The sequence below is a fragment of the Streptomyces sp. NPDC056169 genome, assembly GCF_042268445.1.
Lineage (GTDB): Bacteria > Actinomycetota > Actinomycetes > Streptomycetales > Streptomycetaceae > Streptomyces.
The window spans coordinates 142,652-169,171 of sequence record NZ_JBHJUO010000017.1 but is presented as its reverse complement, the minus strand read 5'-3'; the positions used below and the strand labels follow the sequence as shown (position 1 = coordinate 169,171).

The window sequence follows — 26,520 nt, the reverse complement described above, 5'->3', positions numbered from 1 at the left end:
CGTGACCAGGCTTCGGACAGGAGGGGTACGGGCCGTCATCGGCGCCGTGCTCGCGCTCGCGCTCACAGGGGCGCTCGCGGGGTGCAGCAGCACCGGCGGAAAGCGGGCGGAGGACGCCCGCAAGGCCGCGGCGGCCCAGGGCAGGGCGGCCGTCGACACCCCCCGCTGGACCTTCGCCATGGTGACCCACTCCGGTGACGGCGACACCTTCTGGGACATCGTCCAGAACGGCGCCAAGCAGGCCGCCGTCAAGGACAACATCAACTTCCTCTACGCCCACAGCGACGAGGCCCAGCAGCAGGCCCAGCTCATCGACTCGTACGTCGCCAAGGGCGTCGACGGCCTCATCGTCACCCTCGCCAAGCCCGACGCGATGAAGGCCGCCGTCGAGAAGGCCGTCAAGGCCGGCATCCCGGTGATCACCGTGAACTCCGGCGCCGCCCAGTCCAAGGCCTACGGCGCCCTCACCCACATCGGCCAGGACGAGACCGTCGCCGGCGAGGCCGTCGGCGACGAACTCGACAAGCGCGGCAAGAAGAAGGCCCTCTGCGTCCTGCACGAGCAGGGCAACATCGGCCACGAGCAGCGCTGCGCCGGAGCGAAGAAGACCTTCGGCGGCGAGCTCGTGAACCTCTACGTCGACGGCACCAACATGCCCGACGTCAAGGCCTCCATCGAGGCCAAGCTCCAGTCCGACAAGGCCATCGACGCCGTCGTCACCCTCGGCGCCCCCTTCGCGGACACCGCCGTCCAGGCAGCGAAGAGCGCGGGCAGCACGGCCGAGATCGACACCTTCGACCTCAACGCCAAGGTCGCGACCGCCCTCCAGGCCGGCACGCTCGGCTTCGCCGTCGACCAGCAGCCCTACCTCCAGGGGTACGAGGCCGTCGACCTGCTCTGGCTGTACCGCTACAACGCCGACGTCCTCGGCGGTGGCAAGCCCGTGCTCACCGGCCCCCAGATCATCACCAAGGACCAGGCGGGCGCGCTCAAGCAGTACGCGGAGCGGGGTACCCGATGAGTTCCACCGCACCGCCGTCCGACGGCATCGACCACGTCGACGAACGGCTCCTGCGCACCAGCCCGCTGAAGAAGCTCCTCGCCCGCCCCGAGCTCGGCTCGGTCGTCGGCGCGATCGCCGTCTTCGTCTTCTTCTCCGTCGCCGCCGACAGCTTCCTGCGCGCCGCCAGCCTCGGCACCGTGCTGTACGCGGCCTCCACCATCGGCATCATGGCGGTCCCCGTCGCGCTGCTGATGATCGGCGGCGAGTTCGACCTCTCCGCCGGCGTCATGGTCACGAGCTCCGCGCTCATCTCCTCGATGGTCAGCTACCAGCTGACGGCGAACGTCTGGGTCGGCGTCGGCGTCTCGCTGCTCGCCACCCTCGCGATCGGCGTCTTCAACGGCTTCATGCTGACCCGCACCAAGCTGCCCAGCTTCATCATCACGCTCGGCACCTTCCTCATGCTGACCGGCCTGAACCTCGGCCTGACCAAGCTGATCAGCGGCACCGTCTCCACCAAGACCATCGCCGACATGGAGGGCTTCCCCTCCGCCCGGAAGCTCTTCGCCTCCCAGGTGACCATCGGCGGCGTCGAACTCAAGGTCACCATCCTGTGGTGGCTCGGTCTCGTCGCCCTCGCCACCTGGATCCTGCTGCGCACCCGCTTCGGCAACTGGATCTTCGCCGTCGGCGGCGGCGCCGACGCCGCCCGCGCGGTCGGCGTCCCGGTCTACCGCACGAAGATCGGCCTCTACATGGGCGTGGCCTTCTGCGCCTGGATCGCCGGCCAGCACCTGCTCTTCTCCTTCGACGTCGTCCAGTCGGGCGAAGGCGTCGGCAACGAACTGATCTACATCATCGCGGCCGTCATCGGCGGCTGCCTGATCACCGGCGGCTACGGCTCCGCCATCGGCTCGGCGGTCGGCGCCCTCATCTTCGGCATGACCAGCAAGGGCATCGTCTACGCCGAGTGGAACCCGGACTGGTTCAAGTTCTTCCTGGGAGCGATGCTCCTCCTGGCGACCCTGCTGAACGCCTGGATCCGCAAGCGCGTGGAGGCCACCAAGTGACGACGGAAACCACCGCGCTGGTCGAGCTCGACGACGTCAGCAAGTACTACGGCAACATCCGCGCCCTCGAAGGGGTCTCCCTGCGGGTGGACGCGGGCGAGATCACCTGCGTCCTCGGCGACAACGGCGCGGGCAAGTCCACCCTCATCAAGATCGTCGCCGGGCTCCACCGGCACGACGCCGGCGTCTTCCGCATCGAGGGCGAGGAGGTCACCCTCGCCAACCCGCGCGACGCCCTCGACCGGGGCATCGCCACCGTCTACCAGGACCTCGCCGTCGTCCCGCTCATGCCGGTCTGGCGGAACTTCTTCCTCGGCTCCGAGCCCACCAAGGGCTCCGGCCCCTTCAAGCGGCTCGACGTCGACCTCATGCGGACCACCACCCGCGAGGCGCTGCTCCGCATGGGCATCGACCTGCGCGACGTCGACCAGCCCATCGGCACCCTCTCGGGCGGCGAGCGCCAGTGCGTGGCCATCGCCCGCGCCGTCCACTTCGGTGCCAAGGTCCTCGTCCTCGACGAGCCGACCGCCGCGCTCGGCGTCAAGCAGTCCGGGGTCGTCCTGAAGTACGTGGCCGCCGCCCGTGACCAGGGCCTCGGCGTGGTCCTCATCACCCACAACCCCCACCACGCCTACCTCGTCGGCGACCGCTTCGTCCTGCTCAAGCGGGGCGTGATGGCCGGCAGCCACACCAAGGACTCCATCTCCCTCGACGAGTTGACCCGCCAGATGGCCGGCGGCACCGAGCTGGAGGACCTCCGCCACGAACTGGAACGCCCGTCCGCCACGTAACGGCCGCTTCACACGCCACCTGGCAGAATCGGAACCGATGAGTACCTACCGCGACCTCACCCACCGGGGCTCCGCCCGGGGCACCGTGCTGCGGACCGTCGGGACCCGGGAGCGGCGCTCCCACCTGACGGCACCCCGCGTGCCGACCGTCGGCATCGACATCGGCGGTACGAAGGTGATGGCCGGGGTCGTCGACGCGGACGGCAACATCCTGGAGAAGCTCCGCACCGAGACCCCGGACAAGTCGAAGAGCCCCAAGGTCGTCGAGGACACCATCGTCGAGCTCGTCCTCGACCTCGCCGACCGGCACGACGTGCACGCCGTCGGCATCGGCGCGGCCGGCTGGGTCGACGCCGACCGGGCCAGGGTCCTCTTCGCCCCGCACCTCGCCTGGCGCAACGAACCCCTCCGGGACGCCCTCCAGGGCCGCCTCGCCGTCCCCGTCATGGTCGACAACGACGCCAACACCGCCGCCTGGGCCGAGTGGCGCTTCGGCGCGGGCCGCGGCGAGGACCACCTCGTCATGATCACCCTCGGTACGGGCATCGGCGGCGCGATCCTGGAGGACGGCCAGGTCAAGCGCGGCAAGTACGGCGTCGCCGGCGAGTTCGGGCACATGCAGGTCGTGCCCGGCGGCCACCGCTGCCCCTGCGGCAACCGCGGCTGCTGGGAGCAGTACAGCTCGGGCAACGCCCTCGTCCGCGAGGCCCGCGAGCTGGCCGCCGCCGACTCCCCGGTGGCGTACGAGATCATCGAGCGGGTCAAGGGCAACGTCTCCGACATCACCGGACCGCTCATCACCGAGCTCGCCCGCGAGGGCGACGCCATGAGCATCGAACTGCTCCAGGACATCGGCCAGTGGCTCGGCGTCGGCATCGCCAACCTCGCCGCCGCCCTCGACCCCTCCTGCTTCGTCATCGGCGGGGGCGTCTCCGCCGCCGACGACCTCCTCATCGGCCCCGCCCGCGACGCCTTCCGCCGCCACCTCACCGGCCGCGGCTACCGCCCCGAGGCCCGCATCGTCCGCGCCCAGCTCGGCCCCGAGGCCGGGATGGTCGGCGCCGCCGACCTCGCCCGGCTCGTCGCCCGCCGCTTCCGCCGCGCCAACCGGCGCCGTGTCGAGCGGTACGAACGGTACGAGCGCTACGCCCAGGCCCTGCGCAGCGGGACCTCGGGCCGGACCGCCCGCCCCCCCGAGGACCCTTCTTCATGACCTTGCCCCACCCGTCCCCACCGCCCCACTCGCCGCACTCGCCGCACGGAAAGCTGCCGGAGGAGCGGCGGCACATGATCCGCCGCCGCTGGCTCACGGCCGTCATCATCGTGCTGCTCGTCGGCATCCCGGCCGGCTACCTCCTGGTCTCCGCCGGCCAGAGCCGCGACAGCGGCCGCGACAAGGAACGCGAGTCCTCCGCGGCAGGCCTCCAGACGAACCCGCCCTCCAAGATGAAGCGCCGGGTCTTCGAGGTCCCGATCCCCGCCGGAGCCTGGGACGTCGCGTACTACGAGACCAGCAACTGGAAGACCAGCAGGCTCTACGTCCAGTTCACGACGGACGCCTACGGCCTCGACGCCTTCCTCGCCGACTCCGGCACCGCCCGGGCGCAGCTCACCCCCGGCCGGATCACCGTCGGCGACCGCGACGCCGAGATCGCCGGCTGGGCCTTCGCCGACGGCATGGCCTGGGCGGGCACCACGGTCAAACGGGAGGAACCGCGCCCGACCACCGACATCACGGTCGACCTCACGGACCCGGCGTTCCCCCGCGTCTACGCGGTCTCCGCCACCAGCCCCTGACCCGCCGCTACAGGGCGGCGTCCGCTCGCGGTTCCTGGTCGTGCGGGGTCGGGCCCGATTCCGGCGTCGGCCGTTCGGTGCCGCTCGCCGGGACGCGTACGGTCGCGACGACGATCAGGGAGGCCACCGCTCCCAGCGCCGCCGCCACGACCAGTACCCCGTTCAGGCCGGACGCGAACGCCTCGCGGACCAGATGTGCCGGCTCGGCGCGCTCGCCCTCCGGCCAGGCGGCGAGGACCGCCCGGGCCTGTCCGCCGCTCAGGGCGACGGCCGCCCCGTGCGGGTCCGGGACACTGCCGTCGGCCGTCAGCACCCGCTCGATCCGCGACTGGAAGATCACGCCGAACACGGCGATCCCCAGGGCGAAGCCCAACTGGCGGAACGTGTTGACCGCACCGCCCACCATGCCTCCGCGCTCCGGCGGCACCGTGGCCAGGGCCGCCGCCGGCAGACTCGGCGTCACGAGCCCGACCCCCAGTCCGGCGACGAGGAGGCCCGCCACCAGGCTGCTTCCCGTGGACCCCGCGTCGAGGGTGGCCTGCATCGCGGAACCCAGGGCGATGAGCGCCAGCCCCCCGCCGATGGTCGCCCGGGGCGGCCAGGGACCGAAGCGGCCCGCGAGCGCCGAGGCGAGGAACGCGGCGGCGCACATGGGCAGGATGTACAGACCGGCTTCGACGGGCTCGTACCCCAGTACGGACTGCATCCACAGCGACTCGAACAGCAGGGAGGCGAACGCGGCGCCTTGCAGGAACAGGGCGCTGATCATGATGCCGGAGAACGACGGCCTGCGGAACAGCGACAGGTCGAGGACGGGGTCCTCGTGCCGCGTCTCGACCACGAGGAAGAGGGCGAGGGCGGCGGCCGCCACCGCGAACAGGCCGAGCGTGGAGGAGGCCGTCCAGCCGTCGGAGTGGGCTCGGATCAGCCCGAACGTCAGGGCCGCGCTCGCCACCGTGAACGTGACCATGCCGAGGACGTCCGCACGCTGCCGGCCCTGGCCCCGGCCCTTGGCCTCTCGCACCGAGCGCAGCGTCAGCACGACGGCGGCCAGGCAGACCGGCAGGTTGACGAAGAAGATCCACCGCCAGTCCAGGTACTGGGTGAGGAGTCCGCCGACCACCGGCCCGGCCGCCGCGGCGACCGAGTTGGTGGCGCCCCACACGGCGAAGGCCACCCCCCGGTCCCGGCCGCTGTAGTGCATGCCGAGCAGGGCGATCGTCGTACCGAACATCCCGGCGGCGCCCACTCCCTGCACCGCCCGGGCGCCGATCAGCACACCCGCGTCCGGGGCGACCGCGCACGCCACCGACGCCGCGGTGAAGACGACCAGCCCGACGAGGTACACCTTCCTGCGGCCGATCCGGTCGGCGAGGGAACCGACGCCGAGCAGCAGCGACGCCAGGGCCAGGGCGTACGCGTCGACCACCCACTCCACGTCGGAGAGCGTGGTGCCGAGGTCCGCGGCCATGGCGGGCAGCGCCACGGTCACGATCGTGACGTCCACCAGCAGCATGAAGGTGCCCAGACAGATCGCCGCCAAGGGCCACCACTTGCGCATCCGAACCCCTTCCCTGCCCGCCGCACCGAGGAGGCGCCCCCGGCGGGCCCCATGCTCCACGGCGAAGCGGCGATTCCCCCCGGGACCCGCGCGCCACGCCCATCGTGTGGACCGCAGGGAGGTATGCCTAGGTCCGCCTGGAGGAGCAGCGGTGGCGGGGCCGCAGGCCCGCTCATAGCTTCGCCGCATGACCAAACGACAGATCGCCTACCTGGCATGCACCGTGACCCTCGCGGTCTCGGGGATGGGGGCCGCCGCTCCGACGGCCGACCACCGGACGGTGCACCGGGTCAAGCCCGGCGAATCGATCCAGAAAGCGGTGGACGCCGCGAAGCCCGGAGACACGGTCGTCCTCTCGCCCGGCACCTACCGTGAGAGCGTCCGCATCACGACGCCGAACCTGACCCTGCGGGGCTCGACCGTCTTCTCCACCGTCCTCGTGCCCGGCACGGCCGCCGCCGACGACACCTGTGCCAAGGCCGGCCACGGCGTCTGTGTCACCGGCACGGCCGACCGGCCCGTCGAGGGCGTCACCGTGCGCTCGCTGACGCTCCAGGGCTTCACCAAGAACGGCCTGTGGGCATCGCGGACCGACCGGTTGAAGATCCAGCGGGTCACCGCCGAGAAGAACGGCAACTGGGGCATCGCCCTGGAGCGGTCCGTACGCAGCGTCCTGACGCACAACGTCGCCCGGGACAACGCCGACGCCGGACTGTTCGTCTCCAACACCACCGACACGGAGGCGGGCGCCGTCGACGCCCGGGGGACGGTGATCAGCCACAACCGCCTGTCCGGAAACCGGATCGGCGTCACCGTGCGACGCCTGCGGAACCTGACCGTCGAGCGCAACGAGGCGACCGGGAACTGCGCCGCCGTGTTCGTGGTGGGCGACGAGTCCACGCCGCGCGCCGGGGCGATGACCCTGCGCCGGAACAACGTCCACGACAACAACAAGCACTGCCCCAAGACCCCCCGGCTGCCCTTCCTCCAGGGCTCGGGAATCGTCCTCACCGGCGCCGAGGAGACGCTGGTGGCGGAGAACAGGATCGTGGACAACGTCGGCGCCTCGCCGCTGTCGGGCGGCATCGTGCTCTTCAAGAGCTTCGTGGGCGCCCTCAACGAGCGCAACGAGATCCGCGACAACGTCGTCCTCCGCAACGGCTCGGCCGACCTCGCCAACCGGGACACCGGCAAGGGCAACACCTTCCGCGGCAACACCTGCGGGGTCTCGGAGCCCGCGGGCATGTGCTGACGTCCGGCTCCGCTCTCCCACCCACGGCACCACAGCCACAGCACAGAGAAGGCGACAGATGACGACTGTTGATCCGGTTCCCCCGACTGTCGATCCGGTTCCGCCGCCGCCCATGCGGCTCAGGGAGCTCGTGTTCGGGGCGGCATGCGCCGCCGCCGTACGCGCGGCCGTCCGCCTCGGCGTGGCGGACGCCCTCGACGACACGCCCATGACCGTGGAGGACCTGGCCGCCGCGGTACGGACCGAGCCGCGGACACTGCGGCGCCTGCTGCGCGCACTGTCCTGCCAGGGCGTCTTCACGGAGAACCCCGACGGCACGTTCGCCCACACGGAGATGTCCCGACTGCTGCGCGAGGACGACCCGCACAGCCTGCGGTACATCGCCCTGTGGTGCACGGAGCCGTGGACGTGGAACGTGTGGCCGAAGCTCGACGAAGCGGTGCGCTCCGGCCGCAACGCCTTCGAGGACGTGTACGAGAAGGAGTTCTTCACGTACCTCAACGAGGAGGCGCCCGAGTCCGCGTACGTGTTCAACCGGGCCATGACCACGTCGAGCCGGCAGTCCGCCCGGGACGTCGCCGACCTGATCGATCTGCGGGGGGCCTCCTCCGTCGCGGACATCGGAGGCGGTCAGGGGCACGTCCTGGCGAGTCTGCTGGAGCGGCACCCCACCCTGCACGGCACGCTGCTCGACCTTCCCGGCGTGGTGGAGAACGCCGACCCGCGCCTGCGGGACAGCGGCGCGCTGAGCTCCCGGGTCCGTGTCGTGGCCGGCGACTGCCGTGAGGACATCCCGGTCCAGGCGGATGTGTACATCATCAAGAACATCCTGGAGTGGGACGACGACAGCACCCGCAGGGCGCTCGCCAACGTCCGCGAGGCGGCGCGGCCCGGCGCCCGGGTCGTCGTGATCGAGAACCTCGTGGACGACACGCCCTCGATGCGGTTCACGACGGCCATGGACCTGCTGCTGCTCCTCAACGTCGGCGGTGCGAAGCACACCCGGCAGAGCATGGTCGACCGGCTGACGGACGCGGGTCTCGTCATCGGCGAGATCCGGCCGGTCAACGCGTACCTCCACGCGTTCGAGTGCACCGTTCCCGTCTGACGGGGGCGCAGGAGGGAAACCCGAGGCCGCCCGCTCCGCGTCGATCGCGGGGCGGGCGGCCTCGGGTCTGCTCTCGGGAGATCAGGGACCCGCGTCCCGCTCCCAGCTGTAGAAGCACTGCGCCATGGCGTCCTTGGGGCTCCGCCATGTCTCCGGGTCGTACGCGCTGACGAACGCCGACAGCTTCTCGCTCGCGTCCCGGAACTCGGGGTGTCCGGTCAGCTTCGCGATGGCCGGCGCCGGGTCCTGCTCCGACTCGATGAGGTGCAGGTACACGTCGCCGAACTGGAACAGGCGACGCCGGGTGACGCCGACCAGATGGGGGAGTTCGCCACGGTCGGAGGCGGCGAACACGTCGGCGATGGACGGCGCCGAACCGGGCGCCATGCGGGCGACGATCAGAGCGTGGTGCATGGACCTTCCTTCCTGGGAGTGCGGGAGTGCGGGGTGTGCGGGAGTGTGTGTGCGCGTCCGTGTGCGGCCGTGTGCGGTCAGCCCGGCAGGACCGAGGCGCCCCGGCGGTCGCGGGCGACCTGCTCGATCCGGTCCCGGATGAGGGCCATCTGCGTGCGGGAGTTGCGGTTGATGTTGTCGGTCATCCAGTCGTCGTCGACCGGAGCGTCGGGCTTCATCGCGAAGTCCTGCACCCAGCGCATGTGGACCCCGGCCGGCGTCTGCTCGTACTCCCACCGGATGTTCATGTGGTCGAACGGACCGGTCTCGACGCGGCGGGCACGGACGGTCCGCCCGCGGCGGTCCATGGTGCGCTCCGACACCCAGCTCCAGACCTTGCCGTTGTCGTCCGGGTGCATGGTCAGGCGGAAGGTCGTCGAGTCGCCCTCGCGGGAGAGCACCTCCAGGGAGGCGTATTCGCTGAAGAGATCGGGCCAGTTCTCGATGTCGTTGGTGATGTCCCAGACGAGGTCGAGCGGGGCGTCGATGGTGATGCTGTTGTCGGTGTGACCGGACACGTCAGGCTCCCGTCTGGAGGGCGCTGTTGACCAGGCCGACGAACTCGGCGGGCGTCTTGCAGCGCTCGGCGTCGGTGGGCAGCGCCACGCCGTACCGGTTCTCCACTTCGCCGACGATCCCGAGCAGGCCGAGCGAGTCGAGGCCGAGGGTGGTGAACGGCGCGTCCGGCGCCTTCTCCAGGTCCCGGGCGTCGACGGTGACGCCGGCCGCCTGCTTCATCAGCGCGGCGAGTTCGTCGAAGGTCAGTGCGGTGGTGATCATCTGTGCTCTCCTTCCCGCCCGGTCCTACCGGGCGGAGTCGTCGCCGCGGCGCACGACCAGCGCCGCGTTGGATCCCATGAGTCCCCGGCTGAGGACGAGGGCCGTGCGCAGCTCGGCGGGGCGAGCGCGGGACATCACCAGATCGAGGTCGTGGCAGATGTCGAACACGTTGGGGGTGGGGGGCACCAGGCCGTGCTCCATCGCGAAGACCGCGGCGGCGGTGTCCAGGACGGGCGCACCGCAGTAGGCGCGGCCGATGCCCGTCTTGGGCGCCGTGACGGGTACGCGGGTGGCGTGTGCCCCGAGGACGTCGGCGATCGCCAGCGCCTCGGCACGGTCCGCTTCCGGTACGCCCAGGGCGTCGGCGAAGACGACGTCGATCTCCTCCGGGGCGCACGCGGCCTCGTCGAGGGCGACGCGGACGGCGCGGGCGAGCCCCTCCCGGGACTCCTCCCATCGAGAGGCGCCGGTGAAGGTGGCGCCGTGGCCGGCCACGACGGCCCGGACGGCCGCTCCGCGGTCGCGGGCACGGGACTCGTCCTCCACGACGAGCATCGCGCCGCCCTCCGCCGGGACGAAGCCGCAGGCCCCGGTGGTGAACGGCCGGTAGGCGCGGTCCGGGTCCTCGACGGTGCTGAGCTCCGGGTAGCCGAGCTGGCACACCATCGAGTACGGGGCGAGGGGCGCCTCGGCGGCGCCGACGACCACCGCGCCCGTGCCGCGTCGGACGGCCCGAGCGGCGTGGGCGATGCCGTCCAGGCCGCCCGCCTCGTCGCTCGCGACGACTCCGCACGGCCCCTTGAACCCGCTCCGGATGGAGATCTGGCCGGTGCTCGCGGCGTAGAACCAGGCGATGGACTGGTACGGGCCGACGAACTTGGATCCCTGGCCCCACAGCTTCTGGAGCTCCCGCTGGCCGAACTCGCCGCCGCCCGAACCGGCAGCGGTGACCACGCCGATCGAGAAGGGCTCCTCCGGGTCGTCGTGGGCGAGGCCGGCGTCGTCGAGGGCGAGTTGGGCCGCGGCCATGGCGTAGTGACTGAACCGGTCGGTCTGGACGAGGAACCGCTCCTCGATCAGAGCGGCGGCGTCGAAGCCCCGGACCTCGCCCGCGACCTTGAGCGGCATGTCCTCGCAGCCCTCGCGGGTGATCCGGTCCAGGGCACCGAGCCCTTCCCGGACGGACTTCCAGTACGCGTCGGCGCGCAATCCGTTGGGGGCGATCACACCGATGCCGGTGACGACCGCGCGCCGTGGGCGCTCACTGCTCATCGTGTCCTCCCACCTGGCCCCGTCAGGAGCACCGCGGACTGGAAGCCGCCGAATCCGCTGCCCACGGAGAGCACGTTCCGGAGCTTCCGGGGGCGGGCGGTGCGCGGTACGTAGTCCAGGTCGCACTCGGGGTCGGGGGTCTCGTAGTTCGCCGTCGGAGGGACCACCTGGTGCTTCAGCGCGAGGACGCAGGCGGCCACCTCGATCGCGCCGATCGCGCCGAGCGAGTGCCCCACCATGGATTTGATGGAGCTCATGGGCGTGTCGTAGGCGTGCGCGCCCAGGGACCGCTTCACGGCGGCGGTCTCGTGCCGGTCGTTCTGCCGGGTGCCCGAGCCGTGCGCGTTGACGTAGTCGATCGCCGTGGGGTCGAGCCGGGCCCGGTCGAGCGTGGAGTCGATCGCCCGGGACATCTCCAGCCCCTCACCGGTCAGACCGGTCATGTGGTACGCGTTGCCGAAGGTGGCGTAGCCGCCGATCTCGCAGTAGATGTGCGCACCGCGGGCCCTGGCGTGCTCGTACTCCTCCAGGACGAGGACGGCCGCGCCTTCGCCCATGACGAAGCCGTTGCGGTTGTTGTCGAAGGGCCGGGAGGCGTGCTCCGGGTCGTCGTTGTCGGGCGACGTGGCCTTGATCGCGTCGAAGCAGGCCATGGTGATCGGGGAGATCGGGGAGTCCGACGCCCCGGCGATGCAGACGTCCGCGCGGCCTTCCTCGATGGTGTGGAAGGCGTAGCCGACGGCGTCGAGGCCGGAGGTGCATCCGGTGGAGACGGTCTGCACCGGGCCGCGGGCGCCGAACTGTTCGGCCACGACGGAGGCGAGCGTGCTCGGGGAGAACGCCATGTGCAGCTTGGGGTCGGCCGCGCGGTGGTCCACGTCCCACCGCGCGCCGCCCGCGCTGACCAGGACGTAGTCGTGTTCGAGCCGGGTGGTGCCGCCGACGGCGCTGCCCAGGGAGACGGCGACGCGCCAGGGGTCCTCGGCTTCGGTGTCGAGCCCGGCGTCACGGACGGCTTCCCCGGCGGCGACGACGGCGAACTGGATGTACCGGTCGGCGTGGCGGCTCAGCTCCGGGTCCAGTCCGTGCTCCGCCGGGTCGAAGTCGCACTCGGCGGCTATGCGGGAGCGCAGCCCGGCCGGGTCGAACAGGGTGATGCCGCGGGTCGCGGTTCGGCCGGCGGCGAGGAGGTCCCAGAACGCCTTGGCTCCGGTACCGCCCGGAGCGACCACACCGATGCCGGTGACGGCCACGCGCCGGTTCACTCGATGGCCCCGCTTCGCTCGGACACCTGTCCCGGGTCGTGCACGGTCAGGTGGGGGCCCGCGGCGGCGAGCTCGGCCTCGTCGGTGACCTCGGTGTCGACGTGGCCGAGGCTCGGCCGGGGGGCGAGCGGGCCCAGGTGGAAGACCATGCGGGCCTCCACGTCGCTGACGTTGCGGAAGCGGTGCCGCACGTCGATCGGGATCAGGAGCCCCTGATCGGACCGGAGCGCGTACGTGTCGCCGTCCAGGTCCACTTCCAGCTCGCCCGAGACGACGTACACGAACTCCTCGGAGTACGGGTGGTAGTGCTCGCCGATGCGCTCGCCCGGCTGAACGATGGCCAGGCCCATGAAGCCGCTGGTGGAACCCACCGTGGCCGGCGTGAGCATGGCCCGCAGGTCACCTCCGCGCCTGCGGTTGGGCTCCGTCTCGCTCAGGTTCACGATGCGTGGACGCTGCTTGAGCATGGTTGATACCTCCGGTCATGGCAGTGACGTGTGGGGGAGCGACGCCGGCGGGGGCCGCGACGGGCCGTCAGGAATCCGCCGTGCGGTCGGTGACGGGCAGCATGTCGGCGTGCGACAGGAGCCGGTTGATGTTGCGCTCCGTCTTCAGGGAGCCCTCGACGCCGATCGCGGGGCCGTCGAGGAGGCGTTCCAGCTCCGCGGCCTTCCCGGCGCCCTTGAGCCCGAGGGAGGCGACGGGGTCGAGGTCGAGGTCGCCCGTGATGTCGACGAGGCGCACCACGATGTCGTCGCGCTGGAACACGGTGCTGCCGTACACCGGGCTGTCCGGGGCGTCCGCCGCGGCCCGGTCCTGCTGGGCGAGCAGCCGGGCCAGTTCCATCCCGCCGCCCTCCTTGGCCGGGTAGTACAGCGCGTGCCGCCGCAGGTCGGCCGGTGCCGGCCGGCCGGACACCACGTGGTGGACGGCGGGGAGCGCGGCCCGGGTGAAGAACACCCGTGCCGACTCGGGGTCGGTCAGGTCCCGGTCCTGCTCCAGGTACGGGTTGATGGCCTCCTCGACCGCCCGTACCTCGGGCTGCCGGGCGACGTGCCGCAGGGCCGCGAGGAGGTCGCCCTCCACCTCCACGGCACGGACGACGCGGTTGCCGTGCATGAAGAGGGAGGTACGGCGCAGCCGTGTGGTCTCGTCGACCTGGGCGCGGGGCGGCTCGTACCCGGCCAGGATCTCCGCCACCTTCGACTCGGAGCCCGGCTTGACGGTGAAGGTGAGGGCGTGGCGTGCCACACCGTCGCCCACGCGGGCCTCCACCTGCACGCCCGCCGACGCCGCGGCCCGCGAGGCCGGCTGACCCGGAGTGGTCTCCCGGAGGATGCTGTAGCGCATCGAACGGGTGTCCCGGACGCAGCTGTGCATCGGCTTGACGGTTTCGACGTGCTCCTCGCTGTTCACCCACGCGAGGAACGGCGGCGCGCTCTCCCACTCGCTGGTGATGAGCCACTGCGAGGGGTTCTCGATGGACTGGCAGAGCTGGTCACTGATGTGACCGGGAACGGAGGCGACCTGCTTGCGCATGAGTTCGTACGCGTCGAGGAACTGCTGCTGAGCTCCTTCGTACAGGTCGAGCAGGAGGATCACCCGCAGCCTGGAGCCGTCGAACACGGATTGCGAGATACGTCCCGAGGGGGCCATCCGGCACACCTCTCTCTTCTCGGTGGGGGGTGGGAACGACCTGCGTGTCCGAAACGCCGGGGTCGTCGTGTGTCGATGGTTGACAGGAGCGCCGACAGCGCGCGAGCCCGATAAAGCGGATGAGTGAACCGCGTGTCATCCGGGTGTCTCCGGCACGCGGACCCGTCCCCGAAGGACTTGAATCTGCATCCCATCCCCGACTCGCGTCGCAGGTGACGCCGGAGACGAACCATGAACCGATTCGACGTGGCCGGCGAAGCAGCCGGTCACCGCACGTCCGTACTGATCGTCGGCGGCTCGCTGGTGGGCCTGTCCACCGCGCTGTTCCTGGGGCGGCTCGGGGTGCCGCACACACTGGTCGAGCGCCATGCGGGCACGTCGATCCACCCGCGCGGCCGCGGCAACAACGTGCGCACGATGGAGCTGTTCCGCAGCGCCGGGGTCGCGCAGCCCGTCCAGGAGGCCGCGTCGGTCCTGGCGCTCAACAACGGCGTCCTGCAGACGCCGAGCCTCGTCGGCGATGCCGGCGAGTGGCTGTTCAAGGAGATCGACCCCGGCGGCGGCCTCGCCCGCTTCAGCCCTGCCGGGTGGTGCCTGTGCAGCCAGAACGATGTCGAACCGGTGCTGCTCGAGCGCGCCAGGGAGCTGGGCGGAGACCTGCGGTTCGCGACGGAGATGATGTCCTTCGAGCAGGACGCCGAAGGAGTGACCGCGCAGGTCAAGAGCCGCGAAACCGGCGAGCACACCACCATCCGCGCGGACTACCTCGTCGCGGCGGACGGCCCGCGCAGCCCGGTCCGCGAGCGGCTCGGCATCGGGCAGAGCGGTCAGGGCGACCTGTTCCACAACGTGAGCATCACCTTCGTGTCCCGTGGCCTCGCGGACGTCGTCGGCGACCGGCACTTCATCGTCTGCTACCTGACGAACCCGGAGGCCGACGGAGCCCTGCTGCCGGTCGACAACCGGGAGCGCTGGGTGTTCCACGCCCCGTGGCACCCCGAACACGGCGAGACGCTCGAGGAGTTCACCGACGAGCGGTGCAGGGAACACATCCGGCGCGCCGTGGGAGTGCCGGACCTCGACGTGGAGATCACGGGCAGAGCTCCCTGGCACGCGGCCGAGAGGATCGCCGAACGGTACGCGGACGAAAGGGTGTTCCTCGTCGGCGACTCCGCCCACGAGATGCCGCCCACCGGGGCCTTCGGCTCCAACACCGGTATCCAGGACGCGCACAACCTCGCCTGGAAGCTCGCCGCCGTCCTGGGCGGCTGGGCGGGCCCCGGCCTGCTCGCGTCCTACGACGCGGAGCGCCGGCCGGTGGCGGAGGCCACGAGCGCCCGGGCTTCGGCGCGGTCGGTCGAGCACAGCCACCCCGGGTACACCCCCGAGCCCGGAGCCGGCGGCCCCCAGGGAAGGAAGGGCGGCATCCTCAACGTGGTGCTCGGCTACCGCTATCCGCAGGGCGCCGTCCTGGGCGCCGACCGGACGGCGCCGGTCGTGCCCGACGGACTGCGGCTGACGGGCGAACCCGGGAGCCGGGCACCCCACGTCTGGCTGAACCGCGCCGGCACCCGGGTCTCCACCCTCGACCTGTACGAGCGGTCCCTGGTGCTCCTGAGTTCCGGGGACGGCGCCGGCGGGTGGCACACCGCGGCGACCCGCGTCGGGCAGGAGCTGTCGGTGCCGCTCGACGCGTACCGGATCGGCGACGGGCCCGACGCGGAGCTCTCCCCCGCGAGCGACACGGACTGGGCGGAGGCCCACGGCGTCACCCCGGACGGCGCGGTGCTGGTCCGCCCCGACGGGTTCGTCGCGTGGCGGTCCGAAGGGGCGTCCGCCGACCCCGAAGCGGCGTTGCGGCAGGCCCTCGCGGCGATCCTGGGCCGGGGGGCGTGATCCCGGGGGCGTGATTCCGGGAGGGGGCGAGTCCGCGGTGGGGTTCCGGGCGTCAGCCGACCGGCTCATCGAGGAGGCGCACCCTAGCCCGTTCGCGCGCAGGGCGCACGTCGTTCCCGAACGCCGCACGGCCCGCCGTGACCTGCGGCGATGATCGGCGGCAAAGGCGATCAAGACCCGACCGGGGGACACCGCTCGCGTTCCTCCCGTTGCGGTGCCCACCGGTCGGGGATCTTCTCGTGCACGGAGCACAGCACAGGTGCCGCGCGGTTCCGCCGGCCGGGAAAGCTCCCCCGAAGGAGAGAAGAAGCATGCGTCTCGCACGTACGGGTACCCAGCTCGCCCTGGTCCTGGGCGCCCTCGCCCTGTCCGCACCCTCCGCCGTCGCGGCGCCCGCCGGTGGCGCCTGGGTCAATCCGGGGAAGGCGGCCCCCGGCACCGTCGTCACCGTCACCACCACCGCCTGCGGCAACGAGACCTACGGCAAGGGCGAGTCGGTGGCGGGCGGGAAGTTCCACCTCCTGCCCGGCGACCGGAAGGGCGTCCTGGTGGGCGAGTTCACGCTCCCGCTGGACGCCGTCTCCGGCACGGACACCGTGACCCTCAAGTGCCCGCCCCGCATCAAGCAGACCGTCACCTACCAGATCTCCGGCCGGCCGAACGGCGCCGTGGAAGCGGGCTTCGGCTGGGCCGCCGCCGCGGCGGACGAGGGGGACGGCGCCAGCCCGTACACCCTCGGCGCGCTGCTCCTCGGCAGCGCCGCCGCGAGCGTCCTGATCAGGAGGCGCCGCCGCACCGTCGCCGCCCGGAACGCCGCCTGAACCCACGCCCCCACGCCCCACGGCCCACGGCACCTGCTCCGGCCCCGGCTCCGCGAGGAGATCCGGGGCCGAGCTGCGGCCGATCACCCGCGGCAGCCGTGAGATGAGACCCGACGGTGTGCGGGACCGCGAGAGATGAGAGGGTCTTGCGGGTGAGTGAGACACCGACGAACATCCTGCAATACCGCGTCGACGGGCGAGACGACGCTCCGGTCCTGGTCATCGGGCCCTCTCTGGGGACCACCTGGCACATGTGGGACCGGCAGATACCCGAGCTCACCCGTGAGTGGCGGGTCGTCCGTTTCGACCTTCCCGGGCACGGCGGTGCTCCGGCCGAGCCCTTCACCTCCGTCGCCGAACTCGGCGACCGGCTCCTCGCCACCCTCGACGCGATCGGCGTCCAGCGCTTCGGCTACGCGGGCTGCTCCCTCGGCGGCGCCGTCGGCCTCGACCTCGCGCTGCGGGCACCCCAGCGGGTCGCCTCGCTCGCCCTGGTCGCCACCTCGCCGCGGTTCGGCAGCGCCGACGAGTTCCGGCAGCGCGGGGTCATCGTGCGGGCCAACGGTCTGGAGCCGATGGCCCGGGCCGCCCCCGAGCAGTGGTTCACCCCGCTCTTCGCGGGCGCGCAGCCGGCGATCGTCGAGTGGGCCGTCCAGATGGTCCGCACGACGGACCCGGCCTGCTACGTCGCCGCCTGCGAGGCCCTCGCGGTCTTCGACGTCCGCGAGTCGCTCGACCGCATCGGCGTCCCCGCCCTCGTCCTCGTCGGCTCCGAGGACCAGGTCACCGGCCCCGCCGAGGCCCGCACCCTGGTCGCCGGCATCGCCGACGCCCGGCTCGCCGTCGTCCCCGGGGCCTCGCACCTCGCCCCCGTCGAGCAGCCCGCCGCCGTCACCGACCTGCTCATCGAGCACTTCGCGGGCACCGCCCAGGAGGCCAGCGGCACCCTGACCGTGCCGCCGCTCCCCGCGGTCCCGGTGCCCGCCGCCGAGCCCGCCCCCGCGGCCCCGGCCGCCGAGCCCGCCGCCGCCGGGCGGCCCGACCCGTACGAGACGGGGCTCGGCCTGCGCCGTGAGGTCCTCGGCGACGCGCACGTGGACCAGGCCCTCGCCGACGACCCCGACAGCGCCCTCCAGGACCTCGTCACCCGGTACGCCTGGGGCGAGGTCTGGGGCCGCGAGGGCCTCGACCGGCGCACCCGCAGCGTCGTCACCCTCACGGCGCTCATCGCCGGAGGCCACCACGAGGCGCTCGCCGACCACACCAGGGCCGCCCTCCGCAACGGCCTGTCGCCCGACGAGCTCCGCGAGATCGTGCTCCACACCGCCGTGTACTGCGGCCTCCCGGCCGCCGAGACCGCGCAGCGCGCGGTCGCCCGCGCCATCCGGGAGGAGACGACGCCCCCGGCGTGACCCGGCCGCTAACCTGGCCGCGTGAAGCTGACCAAGAAGTCCCACGCCTGTGTCCGGCTGGAGAAGGACGGGCGGACGCTCGTCCTCGACCCGGGGATGTTCACCGAGGAGGACGCGGTCGTCGGAGCCGACGTCCTGCTCGTCACCCACGAGCACCCGGACCACTTCGACGAGGGCCGGCTGCGCGCCGCCCTCGAGGCCAACCCGGCCGCCGAGATCTGGACGCTGCGGAGCGTCGCCGACCAGCTCTCGGCGGCCTTCCCCGGCCGCGTGCACACCGTCGGGCACGGCGACGCCTTCACCGCCGCCGGATTCGACGTCCAGGTCCACGGCGAGCTGCACGCGGTGATCCACCCCGACATCCCGCGCGTCACCAACGTGGGCTACCTCGTCGACGGCGGCGCCGTCTTCCACCCCGGCGACGCGCTCACCGTCCCGGACCGGCCGGTCGACACCCTGCTGCTGCCGGTCATGGCCCCCTGGAACAAGATCTCCGAGGTCATCGACTACGTGCGCGAGGTGAAGCCGCGCCGGGCGTACGACATCCACGACGCCCTCCTCACCGACCTCGCCCGGCCGATCTACGACCGGCAGATCGGCGCCCTCGGCGGCACCGACCACTCCCGACTCGCCCCCGGCGCCTCCGCCGAGCTCTGAATCCGCCGACTGTCACACCCCGCCAGTAGGCTTGCGCCCATGCGCATCGCCACCTGGAACGTCAATTCGATCACCGCCCGGCTGCCCCGTCTCCTGGCCTGGCTGGAGAGCACGGGCACCGACGTGCTGTGCATCCAGGAGACCAAGTGCACCGCCGAGCAGTTCCCCACAGAGGAGCTGCGCGCGCTGGGGTACGAGTCGGTGGTCAACGCCACCGGACGGTGGAACGGCGTGGCCCTGGTCTCCCGCGTCGGCCTCGCGGACGTGGTCACGGGCCTGCCCGGCGGCCCCGAGTACGACGGCGCGCAGGAGCCCCGGGCCATCTCCGCGACCTGCGGCCCGGTCCGCGTCTGGTCGGTGTACGTGCCGAACGGCCGCGAGGTCGTCCACGAGCACTACGCGTACAAGCTGCGCTGGCTGGAGGCGCTCAAGGCGGCCGTCGGGGAGGACGCGGCGGGCGAGCGGCCCTTCGCCGTCCTCGGCGACTACAACATCGCCCCGGCCGACGAGGACGTCTGGGACATCGCCGAGTTCGAGGGCGCCACGCACGTCACGGAGGCGGAGCGGGCCGCGCTCGCCGGCCTCCGCGAGACCGGTCTGACCGACGTGGTCCCCCGCCCCCTCAAGTACGACCACCCGTACACGTACTGGGACTACCGCCAGCTCCGCTTCCCGAAGAACAAGGGCATGCGCATCGACCTGGTCTACGGCAACAAGCCCTTCGCCGAGGCGGTCTCGGACAGTTACGTGGACCGCGAGGAGCGCAAGGGCAAGGGCGCCTCGGACCACGCGCCCGTCGTGGTCGACCTCGACGTCTAGAGTCTCCGGGGAGGCCTGTCCCGCACGCTCCCCGCAGGTGGGGACGGTCGGCACGCCGAGATGATCTCCGCGCGCCGGGTGGTCGACCCGTGGGTGACGGTGCGAGGCTGTTCGGATGAACATTCCGTTTCTGGACAGCTGGCGCAAGCGCCACGAGACCGAGGGCGACGCCGAATCGCCGCTGACCGCGGCCTTCGACCGTGACCCCGAGGGAGTGGGGGAGCTGCTCGCCGAGTGCGAGCTGCTCCGCGCCCGCGTCGAGGAGGCCGGGGTGGCGCTCGACGACAGCCCGCGCTCCCTCCAGGAGCTGGACCAGCTGCCGCCCCGCTGGCGGGACGACCCGGAGGAGCTCCCCTGGATCGGCAACGACGCCGGTCTCTATCTCGGCACCGTGATCGTCCGGAACGTCCCCGGGGCCCGGTGGCAGGTGTGGCCCGGCGGCGGCCCCGTGGTGCGGCTCGCCTCCGGCCGGGAGGTCCAGGTCGTCGAGGCCGGTCTGGACTGGGCGATGACGGGGGCGCCGGAGCTCTACCAGGTGTACGCGGAGGCCTCCGAGCAGTGAGCGGGCGCCCGTCCGGACCCCGCCGAGTACACGATGCGCGCTCGCCCGGACCCTGTCTCGGCCCTGCCGATCTCCACCCTTTTGCAGTAAATACGGCTTATTTCGGTTTCATGCGTGTCGGCCGTGAAGTCCCTTTTTCTGGTGGATAGTTTGCGCTGACCGCGACACCGCTGAGAAATGGGGCAGGGCAGCGCATGGCCGTCGTCGATCCGCTGATCGAACTGCGTGGCGTCAACAAGCACTACGGCGCGCTGCACGTCCTTCAGGACGTCGACCTCACCGTCGGTCGCGGCGAGGTGGTCGTCGTCATCGGCCCCTCGGGCTCGGGCAAGTCCACCCTCTGCCGGGCCATGAACCGGCTGGAGCGCGTCGAGTCGGGCGAGATCGTCATCGACGGACAGCCCCTCCCCGACGAGGGCAAGGCGCTCGCCCGGCTGCGGGCCGAGGTCGGCATGGTCTTCCAGTCCTTCAACCTCTTCGCGCACAAGACCGTCCTGGCCAACGTCTCCCTCGCGCAGATCAAGGTCCGCAAGCGCAAGAAGGAGGAGGCCGACCGGCGTTCGCGCGAACTCCTCGACCGGGTCGGCCTCGCCGCGCACGCCGAGAAGTACCCGGCCCAGCTCTCCGGCGGCCAGCAGCAGCGCGTCGCCATCGCCCGCGCCCTCGCCATGGACCCCAAGGCCCTCCTCTTCGACGAGCCGACCTCCGCGCTCGACCCCGAGATGATCAACGAGGTCCTGGAGGTCATGCAGCAACTCGCCCGGGACGGCATGACGATGGTCGTCGTCACCCACGAGATGGGCTTCGCCCGCTCCGCCGCCAACCGCGTCGTCTTCATGGCCGACGGACGCATCGTCGAGGACCGCACGCCCGAGGAGTTCTTCACGAGTCCGCGCAGCGAGCGCGCCAAGGACTTCCTCTCCAAGATCCTCAAGCACTGAGCGGGCCGGTGACCATGCAGCGTACGCATCGGAACCCCCTGGCCGCGCTCGCCCTGCTGCTCGCGGTGGCGGCGGCCCTCGGCGGCTGCGGCCGGGAGGGCAGCCCGCCCGTCAAGGGCCCGCAGCCCGACCGACTCCCCGTCTACCAGGTCCGGTCGGGCTTCACCCTGCCCGACTCCGGCACCTGGAACCGGGCGAAGAAGCGCGGTCACCTCGTCGTCGGGGCCAAGGAGGACCAGCCCTACATGGGCGAGAAGGACCCCGCCACCGGCCGCTACTCCGGCTTCGACATCGAGATCGCCAAGATGATGGCGGCCTCCCTCGGCTTCGAACCGGCCGGCATCGACTTCCGTACGATCGCCTCGGCCAACCGCGAAACCGCCCTGCAGAACGGCCAGATCGACTACTACGTCGGCACCTACACCATCAACGACAACCGCAAGAAGCTCGTCGGCTTCGCCGGTCCCTACTACCTGGCGGGCCAGTCCCTCCTCGTCCGGACCGACGAGAACGACATCGCCGGACCGCAGGACCTGGCCGGCAAGCGGGTCTGCTCGGCCGCCGGATCCACCCCGTACCAGCGGATCGAGAAGGACTACCCGAAGGCCGAACTCGTCGCCTACGACACGTACTCCGTCTGCGTGGACAACCTGCTGACCTACCAGGTCGACGCGGTCACCACTGACGACACCATCCTCATGGGGTACGCCGCCAAGGTCCCCGACGAACTCAAGGTCGTCGGCAAGCCCTTCTCCGAGGAGCCGTACGGCATCGGCGTCCCGCACGGGGACGACGCGCTGCGGTTCGCCCTCGACGACGCCATCGCCGCCCACGAGAAGAACGGTGACTGGAAGAAGGCCTACGACGCCACCCTCGGCCTCTCCGGGGTCCCCGCCCCCACGCCGCCCGCCATCGACCGCTACCCGGCGAGCTGACCGGAGGAGCCACCCGACATGGACGTCCTGACCGACAACTTCTCCCTCTACGTCGACGGCTTCCTCGGCACCGTCGAACTGACCGTCTACGCGTCGGCGTTGGCCCTCGTCCTGGGCTTCGTCATGGCCGCCTTCCGGGTCGCGCCCGTGGGCTCCTTCCGGGTCTTCGGCACGGTCTGGGTCACCGTCCTGCGCAACACCCCGCTGACCCTGCTCTTCTTCGCGGTCATGCTGGGCCTGCCCCGCTTCGGAATCGTCCTGCCCTTCGAGGTGTTCGCCGTCCTCGCGCTCGGCTGCTACACCTCGGCCTTCATCTGCGAGGTGCTGCGCTCCGGCATCAACACCGTGCCGCGCGGCCAGGGAGAGGCGGCCCGCAGTCTGGGCATGACCTTCTCCCAGACCCTCGGCACGGTGGTCCTGCCGCAGGCCTTCCGCACGGTCATCCCGCCCATCGGCTCCACCCTGATCGCCCTCGCCAAGAACTCGGCGATCGCGGGGGCCTTCAGCGTCACCGAACTCCTCGGCACCTACAAGACGTTGAGCGAGCTCGGCTACAACATCGTCTGGACCTTCGTCTGGATCGCCGTCGGATACCTGATCATCACCCTCACCATCAGCGCCCTCTTCCACGTCCTGGAGAAGCGCTGGGGAGTCGCCCGATGACCGAGTCCACCGCCCTCTACGACGTCCCTGGGCCGCACGCCCGGCGGCGCCATCTCCTCTACGGCATCGCGTCCACCGTCGTGATCCTCGCGCTGGCCGGCTGGTTCCTCCATCTCCTCTTCGACACCGAGCAGTTCACCTCCACCAAGTGGTCGCCCTTCCTCTACGAGGGCATCCAGAGGCTGCTGCTCGAAGGCCTCGGCAACACCCTCAAGGCCTTCGCGTACGCCTCGGTGCTCTCGCTCGCGTTCGGCGGGGTCCTCGCCGCCGGGCGGCTCTCCGAGCACCGCGTGCTGCGCTGGACCTCGACGCTGCTCGTCGAGTTCTTCCGCGCGATGCCCGTCCTCGTGATGATCTTCTTCATCTTCGTGGCGCTGAAGGTGCAGCCGCTGCCCGCGCTCGTCGCGGGACTGACCCTCTACAACGGCTCGGTGCTCGCCGAGGTCTTCCGCACCGGCATCCACGCGGTCGCGCGCGGCCAGGGCGAGGCCGCGTACGCGCTCGGCATGCGCAAGACGCAGGTCATGACGTACGTCCTCGCGCCGCAGGCCGTCCGGGCGATGCTGCCGGCCATCATCAGCCAGCTCGTGGTGGCCCTCAAGGACACCTCGCTCGGCTTCCTCATCACCTACGAGGAGTTCCTCCACGCGGGCAAGCTGATCGCGTCGAACCTCGACTACGACCTGCCGTTCATCCCCGTCGTGCTGGTCATCTCACCGATCTACATCGGGATGTGCATGCTGCTTTCCTGGTTCGCCACCTGGGTGGCCCGCCGAGAGCGCCGCAGCCCGAAGACGAAGGCCGTGGACGTCCCACCGGCCGAACCCGGAACGCTGCTGCCGGGAGCGCAGTAGCTGCTGTGAAGCCCTGCCCGCCCGGCAGCAGCCGGTGATCACTTCTTCCGCAGCGGTACCGACACGTACGACGGGTCGGCCGAGGGGGAGGAGAAGGTCAGCTGCGCGCCGGTCGGGTTGTGCTCGATGTAGAGCGGGTCGACGGTGTCGACGACCAGGGCGAGCCGGTGTCCGGCGGGTACGTCGTACGCCGTGGAGAACAGCTCCAGATCGACGGCGAACGGCTGCCCCGGCGTCCTGCCGTGGAAGGTGTACGGGGCGTTGCTGACCAGCTTGCCCACCCCGAGCGGGCCCACGTCGTAGAGGTACGCGACGAGGGTGCCGCTCTCCTTCGTCGACGTGACCGTGGTGTGCACTTTGGCCGTGCCGCGCACCCGCTGCGGCGTGTCGTACCGCTCGGACTGCCAGACGCCGGCGAAGGCGCGGGGGAGCAGGGGGACGGAGACGGTGGGCGGGGTGCGGAGGAACTGGTCCAGGAGGTTGGTCAGCAGGGTGATGCCGCCGTTGGCGCCGGAGTCGACGTTCGCCCAGACCCGCTGCGTACCGTCGAGGCCGAACTTCCGCTGGTCGGCGTTGACCGACTTCCAGTCGGCGTAGCCCTCGTAGCCGTCGGTGGAACGGGACTTGAGCTGGACCGGCTGCTCACGGTCGATGCCGTTGTCGACGCCCTTGAGGTGGTGGTCGAACCAGCGGTGGGCGTTGGTCCAGGTGTCGTTGGGGAGTCCGAGGATGCCGGTGGCCTCGGCGGTGGCGTGGTCGCCGGGGCGGAACTCCAGCCGCTTGGGGCCGGTGAGCTTCTCGTAGAAGCTCGCGTACTGGTTGGGCGGGAAGATCGTGTCGCCCCAGGCGTTGCCCATCATGATCGCGGCGCCGTTGGTGTTGATCCGGTCCAGGTAGGTGACCGGGGACCGCTCGCGGCCCCAGGCGATCATCTCGTCCTCCTTGTCGAGGTTCGACGAGAGGAAGTCGCCCAGGATCTCCTGGAGTTCGGGACCGGGACGCCCGGTGAGGTAGCCGGCTCCGCCGAGCAGGGCGGCGGCCTGGAGGTGCTGGGTGCGGCCGCTGTAGATGGAGTCGATGAGGTCGGCCCAGCCGCTGAGCGCGGCGACGGCCTTGACTCGGGGGTCGTGCGCGGCGGCGAGCAGGCTGATCCCCGCGCCGTAGGAGACGCCGGCCATGCCCACGTGGTCGGCGTCGGCCGGGGTGTTCGCGAGGGCCCAGTCGATGACCTTCGAGGCGTCGGCGACGTCCTTCGGGCCCGCGGTCTCGATCTCGCCGCCGGACTGCCAGAAGCCGCGCGAGTTGTAACTCACCACGATGTAACCGGAGTCGGCGAGCTTCTGCGCCTGGGCGAGGTACTCGATCTGGGGCATGGCCCAGCTCGTGGGCAGCACGATCAGGGGGAGGCGGGCCGAGGCGCCGGCGCCTTCCGGGGTGACGACGTTCGCCTTGAGGACGGTGCCGCCCTCCCCGGCGATGTCGACGAAGCGGATGCCGGTCCGGCCGGACTCGACGGCCTGGGCGGCAGGAGCCAGGCCGAGGGCCGTCCCGGCCGCGAGAGCGGCCGAGACGGCGAGCGCCAGGGATGTGCGCACGGGTCACTCCTCACTGGGGTACTGCTGGGGACGGCAGTACGGGCTGGGGGGGGGCAGTGAAAGTGACCCGACGGTAACCGGGGGCGCGTACCCGGGGTAACCGGTCGGTAAGTTACGTGCGGGTAACGATTGGGGGCGGGGTGCCGCCGTCGAGGAGCGCGTCGGCCTCCGCGAAGTCGGCGTGCGCCTCCGCGTACCGTTCGACGGCGGCGAGGAACATGGACCGGTCGGTCAGGGCTCGGACGAGCGTCCCCGGCGAGGCCGGAAGGCGCCGGGCGAGCGCGACGCCTTCGTCGAAGACGGGACGCAGCGCCTCCTCGTCCCGGAAGCCGCGGGTCTCCCGGTGGAGCGCCCGGCGGAGGGTCAGCCGGCGGTGGGCGGTGACGAGTCCCGGGAGATCGCCGGACTCGCGCAGGGCGACGGCCTCCCGTTCGAGTGCGGGGACGGAGTCGAAGTAGGCCTCCCGCGTATCGGGCGACCAGCCGTGGAAGGGGTAGGCCCCGAACGGGGGCAGCGGGCCTTCGGGGGTGGCGACCGGTTCGGCCGGGCGGCCCGAGAGGACGAGGAGAGTGACCCACGTGGCCCGGATGTTGCCCCAGCTCGCCGGCTCACCGCCCTGGGCGAGACGGGCGAGCAGGGCGAGTGCCTCGCGGCGTGCGGCGGCTTCCTCGCGCCGGTGTCCGGCGTCCCGGAGCATCCCGGCGTAGTGGTTCAGTTTCCACACCGAGGAGGCCAGTGGCGTACGGTCCTCGGCCACTCTGTGACGCGTGTCGTCCACGAGGCGTCCGAAGACCCCCAGAGCCTCCTCGCGCCGTCCGGCCGCGTCGAGTTCGGCCGCCCACTCGATCAGCGTCCAGTCGGACACGTCCGCGTCCCCGGGCGTGACGTGGCGGCTGTACAGCTCGGCCGCCTCCGCGTGGCGCCCTTCCTCTGCCAGGACCAGCGTGAGGCGACCGTACGGCGCGGTCCGTGCGAGTTCCTCGCACACCGCGCGCCCCTCGGCCCGCCGGCCGACCGCGAACAGCGCGCGCTCGTGGCTCTCCAAGGCGCGGCGCAGCCACTCGTCCCGGTCCGGCACCTCCGCGTCGAACCGCCGTGCCGCTGCCACCGCTTCCGCGTAGAGAGCCGGCCGAAGCTCCGGATTCCCGAGGCTGTAGCCGTGGTTGACGAGGACCTGTACCAGCTTCGGCAGATAGGTCCGCGGACTCACCTCCGCGAGTACGCGGTACGCCTCCACTTCTTCCCGGGGCGTCAGCCGCCCGGACCCCAGCAGCGCGACCCGCGCCCGCAGCACCGCGTCCTCATCGAACTTCCGCGTGTTCCCCATGTGCCCCCTGTTCTCCGTGTGATGCACGAC

General features: G+C 71.5%; 27 protein-coding genes. 17 read left to right on the top strand and 10 right to left on the bottom strand.

What is annotated here, in order from left to right; genetic code table 11:
• Position 1: 1 nt before the first annotated feature.
• Genes ACFC0G_RS27825 through ACFC0G_RS27805 form a run of 5 tightly spaced genes read left to right on the top strand, consistent with a single transcriptional unit; the run spans position 2 to position 4,661 of the window.
• Positions 2–1,021: a sugar ABC transporter substrate-binding protein gene (locus tag ACFC0G_RS27825; RefSeq protein WP_376407893.1), complete on the top strand. Its 1,020-nt coding sequence runs from the start codon at positions 2–4 to the stop codon at positions 1,019–1,021.
• The gene (locus ACFC0G_RS27820) at positions 1,018–2,073 is read left to right on the top strand and encodes an ABC transporter permease (protein WP_376407891.1); all 1,056 of its coding nucleotides are present in this window, start codon (positions 1,018–1,020) and stop codon (positions 2,071–2,073) included. Before ACFC0G_RS27825 ends, ACFC0G_RS27820 begins: the two co-directional genes overlap by 4 nt.
• The gene (locus tag ACFC0G_RS27815; RefSeq protein WP_376407889.1) at positions 2,070–2,864 is read left to right on the top strand and encodes an ATP-binding cassette domain-containing protein; all 795 of its coding nucleotides are present in this window, start codon (positions 2,070–2,072) and stop codon (positions 2,862–2,864) included. Before ACFC0G_RS27820 ends, ACFC0G_RS27815 begins: the two co-directional genes overlap by 4 nt.
• A gap of 37 nt (positions 2,865–2,901) precedes the next feature.
• Positions 2,902–4,077, top strand: a complete 1,176-nt coding sequence (locus tag ACFC0G_RS27810; protein ID WP_376407887.1) for an ROK family glucokinase — start codon at positions 2,902–2,904, stop codon at positions 4,075–4,077.
• The gene (locus tag ACFC0G_RS27805) at positions 4,074–4,661 is read left to right on the top strand and encodes a hypothetical protein (RefSeq protein WP_376407885.1); all 588 of its coding nucleotides are present in this window, start codon (positions 4,074–4,076) and stop codon (positions 4,659–4,661) included. The genes ACFC0G_RS27810 and ACFC0G_RS27805 overlap by 4 nt, the downstream gene beginning before the upstream one ends.
• Positions 4,662–4,668: 7 nt before the next feature.
• On the opposite strand, the gene ACFC0G_RS27800 is transcribed toward ACFC0G_RS27805, so the two are convergent.
• Positions 4,669–6,222 carry an MFS transporter gene (locus ACFC0G_RS27800; RefSeq protein WP_376407883.1) on the bottom strand — a complete coding sequence of 518 codons (1,554 nt, stop codon included), beginning with the start codon at positions 6,220–6,222 and terminating at the stop codon, positions 4,669–4,671.
• A gap of 187 nt (positions 6,223–6,409) precedes the next feature.
• Between ACFC0G_RS27800 and ACFC0G_RS27795 the strand changes: the two genes are divergently transcribed.
• Positions 6,410–7,474, top strand: coding sequence for a nitrous oxide reductase family maturation protein NosD (locus tag ACFC0G_RS27795; protein WP_376407882.1), 1,065 nt, complete (start codon positions 6,410–6,412; stop codon positions 7,472–7,474).
• Between the two features lie 58 nt (positions 7,475–7,532).
• Complete coding sequence (locus tag ACFC0G_RS27790) at positions 7,533–8,582, top strand: methyltransferase (RefSeq protein ID WP_376407881.1); 1,050 nt, start codon at positions 7,533–7,535, stop codon at positions 8,580–8,582.
• A gap of 81 nt (positions 8,583–8,663) precedes the next feature.
• On the opposite strand, the gene ACFC0G_RS27785 is transcribed toward ACFC0G_RS27790, so the two are convergent.
• The 7 genes from ACFC0G_RS27785 to ACFC0G_RS27755 form a co-directional block, all read right to left on the bottom strand.
• The gene (locus ACFC0G_RS27785; RefSeq protein WP_376407879.1) at positions 8,664–8,996 is read right to left on the bottom strand and encodes a TcmI family type II polyketide cyclase; all 333 of its coding nucleotides are present in this window, start codon (positions 8,994–8,996) and stop codon (positions 8,664–8,666) included.
• 77 nt (positions 8,997–9,073) lie between these two features.
• Positions 9,074–9,553, bottom strand: a complete 480-nt coding sequence (locus ACFC0G_RS27780; RefSeq protein WP_376407878.1) for an SRPBCC family protein — start codon at positions 9,551–9,553, stop codon at positions 9,074–9,076.
• Position 9,554: 1 nt separating this feature from the next.
• On the bottom strand, positions 9,555–9,815 hold the full coding sequence (locus tag ACFC0G_RS27775) for a phosphopantetheine-binding protein (RefSeq protein ID WP_376407876.1): 261 nt from the start codon (positions 9,813–9,815) through the stop codon (positions 9,555–9,557).
• 24 nt (positions 9,816–9,839) lie between these two features.
• On the bottom strand, positions 9,840–11,087 hold the full coding sequence (locus ACFC0G_RS27770) for a ketosynthase chain-length factor (RefSeq protein WP_376407874.1): 1,248 nt from the start codon (positions 11,085–11,087) through the stop codon (positions 9,840–9,842).
• Positions 11,084–12,352: a beta-ketoacyl-[acyl-carrier-protein] synthase family protein gene (locus tag ACFC0G_RS27765; protein ID WP_376407872.1), complete on the bottom strand. Its 1,269-nt coding sequence runs from the start codon at positions 12,350–12,352 to the stop codon at positions 11,084–11,086. The genes ACFC0G_RS27770 and ACFC0G_RS27765 overlap by 4 nt, the downstream gene beginning before the upstream one ends.
• Positions 12,349–12,819, bottom strand: a complete 471-nt coding sequence (locus ACFC0G_RS27760) for a cupin domain-containing protein (protein WP_376407870.1) — start codon at positions 12,817–12,819, stop codon at positions 12,349–12,351. Before ACFC0G_RS27760 ends, ACFC0G_RS27765 begins: the two co-directional genes overlap by 4 nt.
• A 67-nt stretch (positions 12,820–12,886) precedes the next feature.
• Entirely contained in the window at positions 12,887–14,008 is a 1,122-nt protein-coding gene (locus ACFC0G_RS27755; protein ID WP_376407868.1) for a SchA/CurD-like domain-containing protein, read from the bottom strand.
• Between the two features lie 231 nt (positions 14,009–14,239).
• Here ACFC0G_RS27755 and ACFC0G_RS27750 point away from each other — a divergent pair, with 231 nt between their 5' ends.
• The 10 genes from ACFC0G_RS27750 (at position 14,240) to ACFC0G_RS27705 (ending at position 23,568) form a co-directional block, all read left to right on the top strand.
• Positions 14,240–15,904 carry an FAD-dependent oxidoreductase gene (locus ACFC0G_RS27750; protein ID WP_376407866.1) on the top strand — a complete coding sequence of 555 codons (1,665 nt, stop codon included), beginning with the start codon at positions 14,240–14,242 and terminating at the stop codon, positions 15,902–15,904.
• Positions 15,905–16,215: 311 nt separating this feature from the next.
• Positions 16,216–16,725 (top strand): sortase, encoded by a 510-nt coding sequence (locus ACFC0G_RS27745; RefSeq protein ID WP_376407865.1) that lies wholly within the window; start codon positions 16,216–16,218, stop codon positions 16,723–16,725.
• A gap of 152 nt (positions 16,726–16,877) precedes the next feature.
• Complete coding sequence (locus ACFC0G_RS27740) at positions 16,878–18,137, top strand: alpha/beta fold hydrolase (protein ID WP_376407863.1); 1,260 nt, start codon at positions 16,878–16,880, stop codon at positions 18,135–18,137.
• Between the two features lie 21 nt (positions 18,138–18,158).
• Positions 18,159–18,794: an MBL fold metallo-hydrolase gene (locus ACFC0G_RS27735; RefSeq protein ID WP_376407862.1), complete on the top strand. Its 636-nt coding sequence runs from the start codon at positions 18,159–18,161 to the stop codon at positions 18,792–18,794.
• Positions 18,795–18,833: 39 nt separating this feature from the next.
• Positions 18,834–19,613, top strand: a complete 780-nt coding sequence (locus ACFC0G_RS27730; RefSeq protein ID WP_376407861.1) for an exodeoxyribonuclease III — start codon at positions 18,834–18,836, stop codon at positions 19,611–19,613.
• Between the two features lie 115 nt (positions 19,614–19,728).
• Positions 19,729–20,175, top strand: coding sequence for a DUF6278 family protein (locus tag ACFC0G_RS27725; RefSeq protein WP_376407860.1), 447 nt, complete (start codon positions 19,729–19,731; stop codon positions 20,173–20,175).
• A 194-nt stretch (positions 20,176–20,369) separates the two neighbouring features.
• On the top strand, positions 20,370–21,116 hold the full coding sequence (locus ACFC0G_RS27720) for an amino acid ABC transporter ATP-binding protein (protein ID WP_376407859.1): 747 nt from the start codon (positions 20,370–20,372) through the stop codon (positions 21,114–21,116).
• A 14-nt stretch (positions 21,117–21,130) separates the two neighbouring features.
• Positions 21,131–22,051 carry a glutamate ABC transporter substrate-binding protein gene (locus ACFC0G_RS27715; protein WP_376407858.1) on the top strand — a complete coding sequence of 307 codons (921 nt, stop codon included), beginning with the start codon at positions 21,131–21,133 and terminating at the stop codon, positions 22,049–22,051.
• A gap of 18 nt (positions 22,052–22,069) precedes the next feature.
• Positions 22,070–22,714: an amino acid ABC transporter permease gene (locus ACFC0G_RS27710; RefSeq protein ID WP_376407856.1), complete on the top strand. Its 645-nt coding sequence runs from the start codon at positions 22,070–22,072 to the stop codon at positions 22,712–22,714.
• Positions 22,711–23,568, top strand: a complete 858-nt coding sequence (locus ACFC0G_RS27705; RefSeq protein WP_376407855.1) for an amino acid ABC transporter permease — start codon at positions 22,711–22,713, stop codon at positions 23,566–23,568. Before ACFC0G_RS27710 ends, ACFC0G_RS27705 begins: the two co-directional genes overlap by 4 nt.
• 38 nt (positions 23,569–23,606) lie before the next feature.
• Here ACFC0G_RS27705 and ACFC0G_RS27700 read toward each other — a convergent pair whose 3' ends face one another.
• The gene (locus ACFC0G_RS27700) at positions 23,607–25,163 is read right to left on the bottom strand and encodes a CocE/NonD family hydrolase (RefSeq protein WP_376407853.1); all 1,557 of its coding nucleotides are present in this window, start codon (positions 25,161–25,163) and stop codon (positions 23,607–23,609) included.
• A 112-nt stretch (positions 25,164–25,275) separates the two neighbouring features.
• On the bottom strand, positions 25,276–26,490 hold the full coding sequence (locus tag ACFC0G_RS27695; protein WP_376407851.1) for a hypothetical protein: 1,215 nt from the start codon (positions 26,488–26,490) through the stop codon (positions 25,276–25,278).
• Positions 26,491–26,520: the final 30 nt, after the last annotated feature.

What these genes read in the sequence shown, in the direction of transcription:
- ACFC0G_RS27820 (WP_376407891.1), top strand. Translation starts at nt 1,018, where the DNA reads ATGAGTTCCACCGCACCGCCGTCCGACGGCATCGACCACGTCGACGAA.
- ACFC0G_RS27810 (WP_376407887.1), top strand. Translation starts at nt 2,902, where the DNA reads ATGAGTACCTACCGCGACCTCACCCACCGGGGCTCCGCCCGGGGCACC.
- ACFC0G_RS27805 (WP_376407885.1), top strand. Translation starts at nt 4,074, where the DNA reads ATGACCTTGCCCCACCCGTCCCCACCGCCCCACTCGCCGCACTCGCCG.
- ACFC0G_RS27800 (WP_376407883.1), bottom strand. Translation starts at nt 6,222, where the DNA reads ATGCGCAAGTGGTGGCCCTTGGCGGCGATCTGTCTGGGCACCTTCATG.
- ACFC0G_RS27795 (WP_376407882.1), top strand. Translation starts at nt 6,410, where the DNA reads ATGACCAAACGACAGATCGCCTACCTGGCATGCACCGTGACCCTCGCG.
- ACFC0G_RS27790 (WP_376407881.1), top strand. Translation starts at nt 7,533, where the DNA reads ATGACGACTGTTGATCCGGTTCCCCCGACTGTCGATCCGGTTCCGCCG.
- ACFC0G_RS27785 (WP_376407879.1), bottom strand. Translation starts at nt 8,996, where the DNA reads ATGCACCACGCTCTGATCGTCGCCCGCATGGCGCCCGGTTCGGCGCCG.
- ACFC0G_RS27775 (WP_376407876.1), bottom strand. Translation starts at nt 9,815, where the DNA reads ATGATCACCACCGCACTGACCTTCGACGAACTCGCCGCGCTGATGAAG.
- ACFC0G_RS27770 (WP_376407874.1), bottom strand. Translation starts at nt 11,087, where the DNA reads ATGAGCAGTGAGCGCCCACGGCGCGCGGTCGTCACCGGCATCGGTGTG.
- ACFC0G_RS27760 (WP_376407870.1), bottom strand. Translation starts at nt 12,819, where the DNA reads ATGCTCAAGCAGCGTCCACGCATCGTGAACCTGAGCGAGACGGAGCCC.
- ACFC0G_RS27755 (WP_376407868.1), bottom strand. Translation starts at nt 14,008, where the DNA reads ATGGCCCCCTCGGGACGTATCTCGCAATCCGTGTTCGACGGCTCCAGG.
- ACFC0G_RS27750 (WP_376407866.1), top strand. Translation starts at nt 14,240, where the DNA reads ATGAACCGATTCGACGTGGCCGGCGAAGCAGCCGGTCACCGCACGTCC.
- ACFC0G_RS27745 (WP_376407865.1), top strand. Translation starts at nt 16,216, where the DNA reads ATGCGTCTCGCACGTACGGGTACCCAGCTCGCCCTGGTCCTGGGCGCC.
- ACFC0G_RS27730 (WP_376407861.1), top strand. Translation starts at nt 18,834, where the DNA reads ATGCGCATCGCCACCTGGAACGTCAATTCGATCACCGCCCGGCTGCCC.
- ACFC0G_RS27725 (WP_376407860.1), top strand. Translation starts at nt 19,729, where the DNA reads ATGAACATTCCGTTTCTGGACAGCTGGCGCAAGCGCCACGAGACCGAG.
- ACFC0G_RS27720 (WP_376407859.1), top strand. Translation starts at nt 20,370, where the DNA reads ATGGCCGTCGTCGATCCGCTGATCGAACTGCGTGGCGTCAACAAGCAC.
- ACFC0G_RS27715 (WP_376407858.1), top strand. Translation starts at nt 21,131, where the DNA reads ATGCAGCGTACGCATCGGAACCCCCTGGCCGCGCTCGCCCTGCTGCTC.
- ACFC0G_RS27710 (WP_376407856.1), top strand. Translation starts at nt 22,070, where the DNA reads ATGGACGTCCTGACCGACAACTTCTCCCTCTACGTCGACGGCTTCCTC.
- ACFC0G_RS27705 (WP_376407855.1), top strand. Translation starts at nt 22,711, where the DNA reads ATGACCGAGTCCACCGCCCTCTACGACGTCCCTGGGCCGCACGCCCGG.
- ACFC0G_RS27695 (WP_376407851.1), bottom strand. Translation starts at nt 26,490, where the DNA reads ATGGGGAACACGCGGAAGTTCGATGAGGACGCGGTGCTGCGGGCGCGG.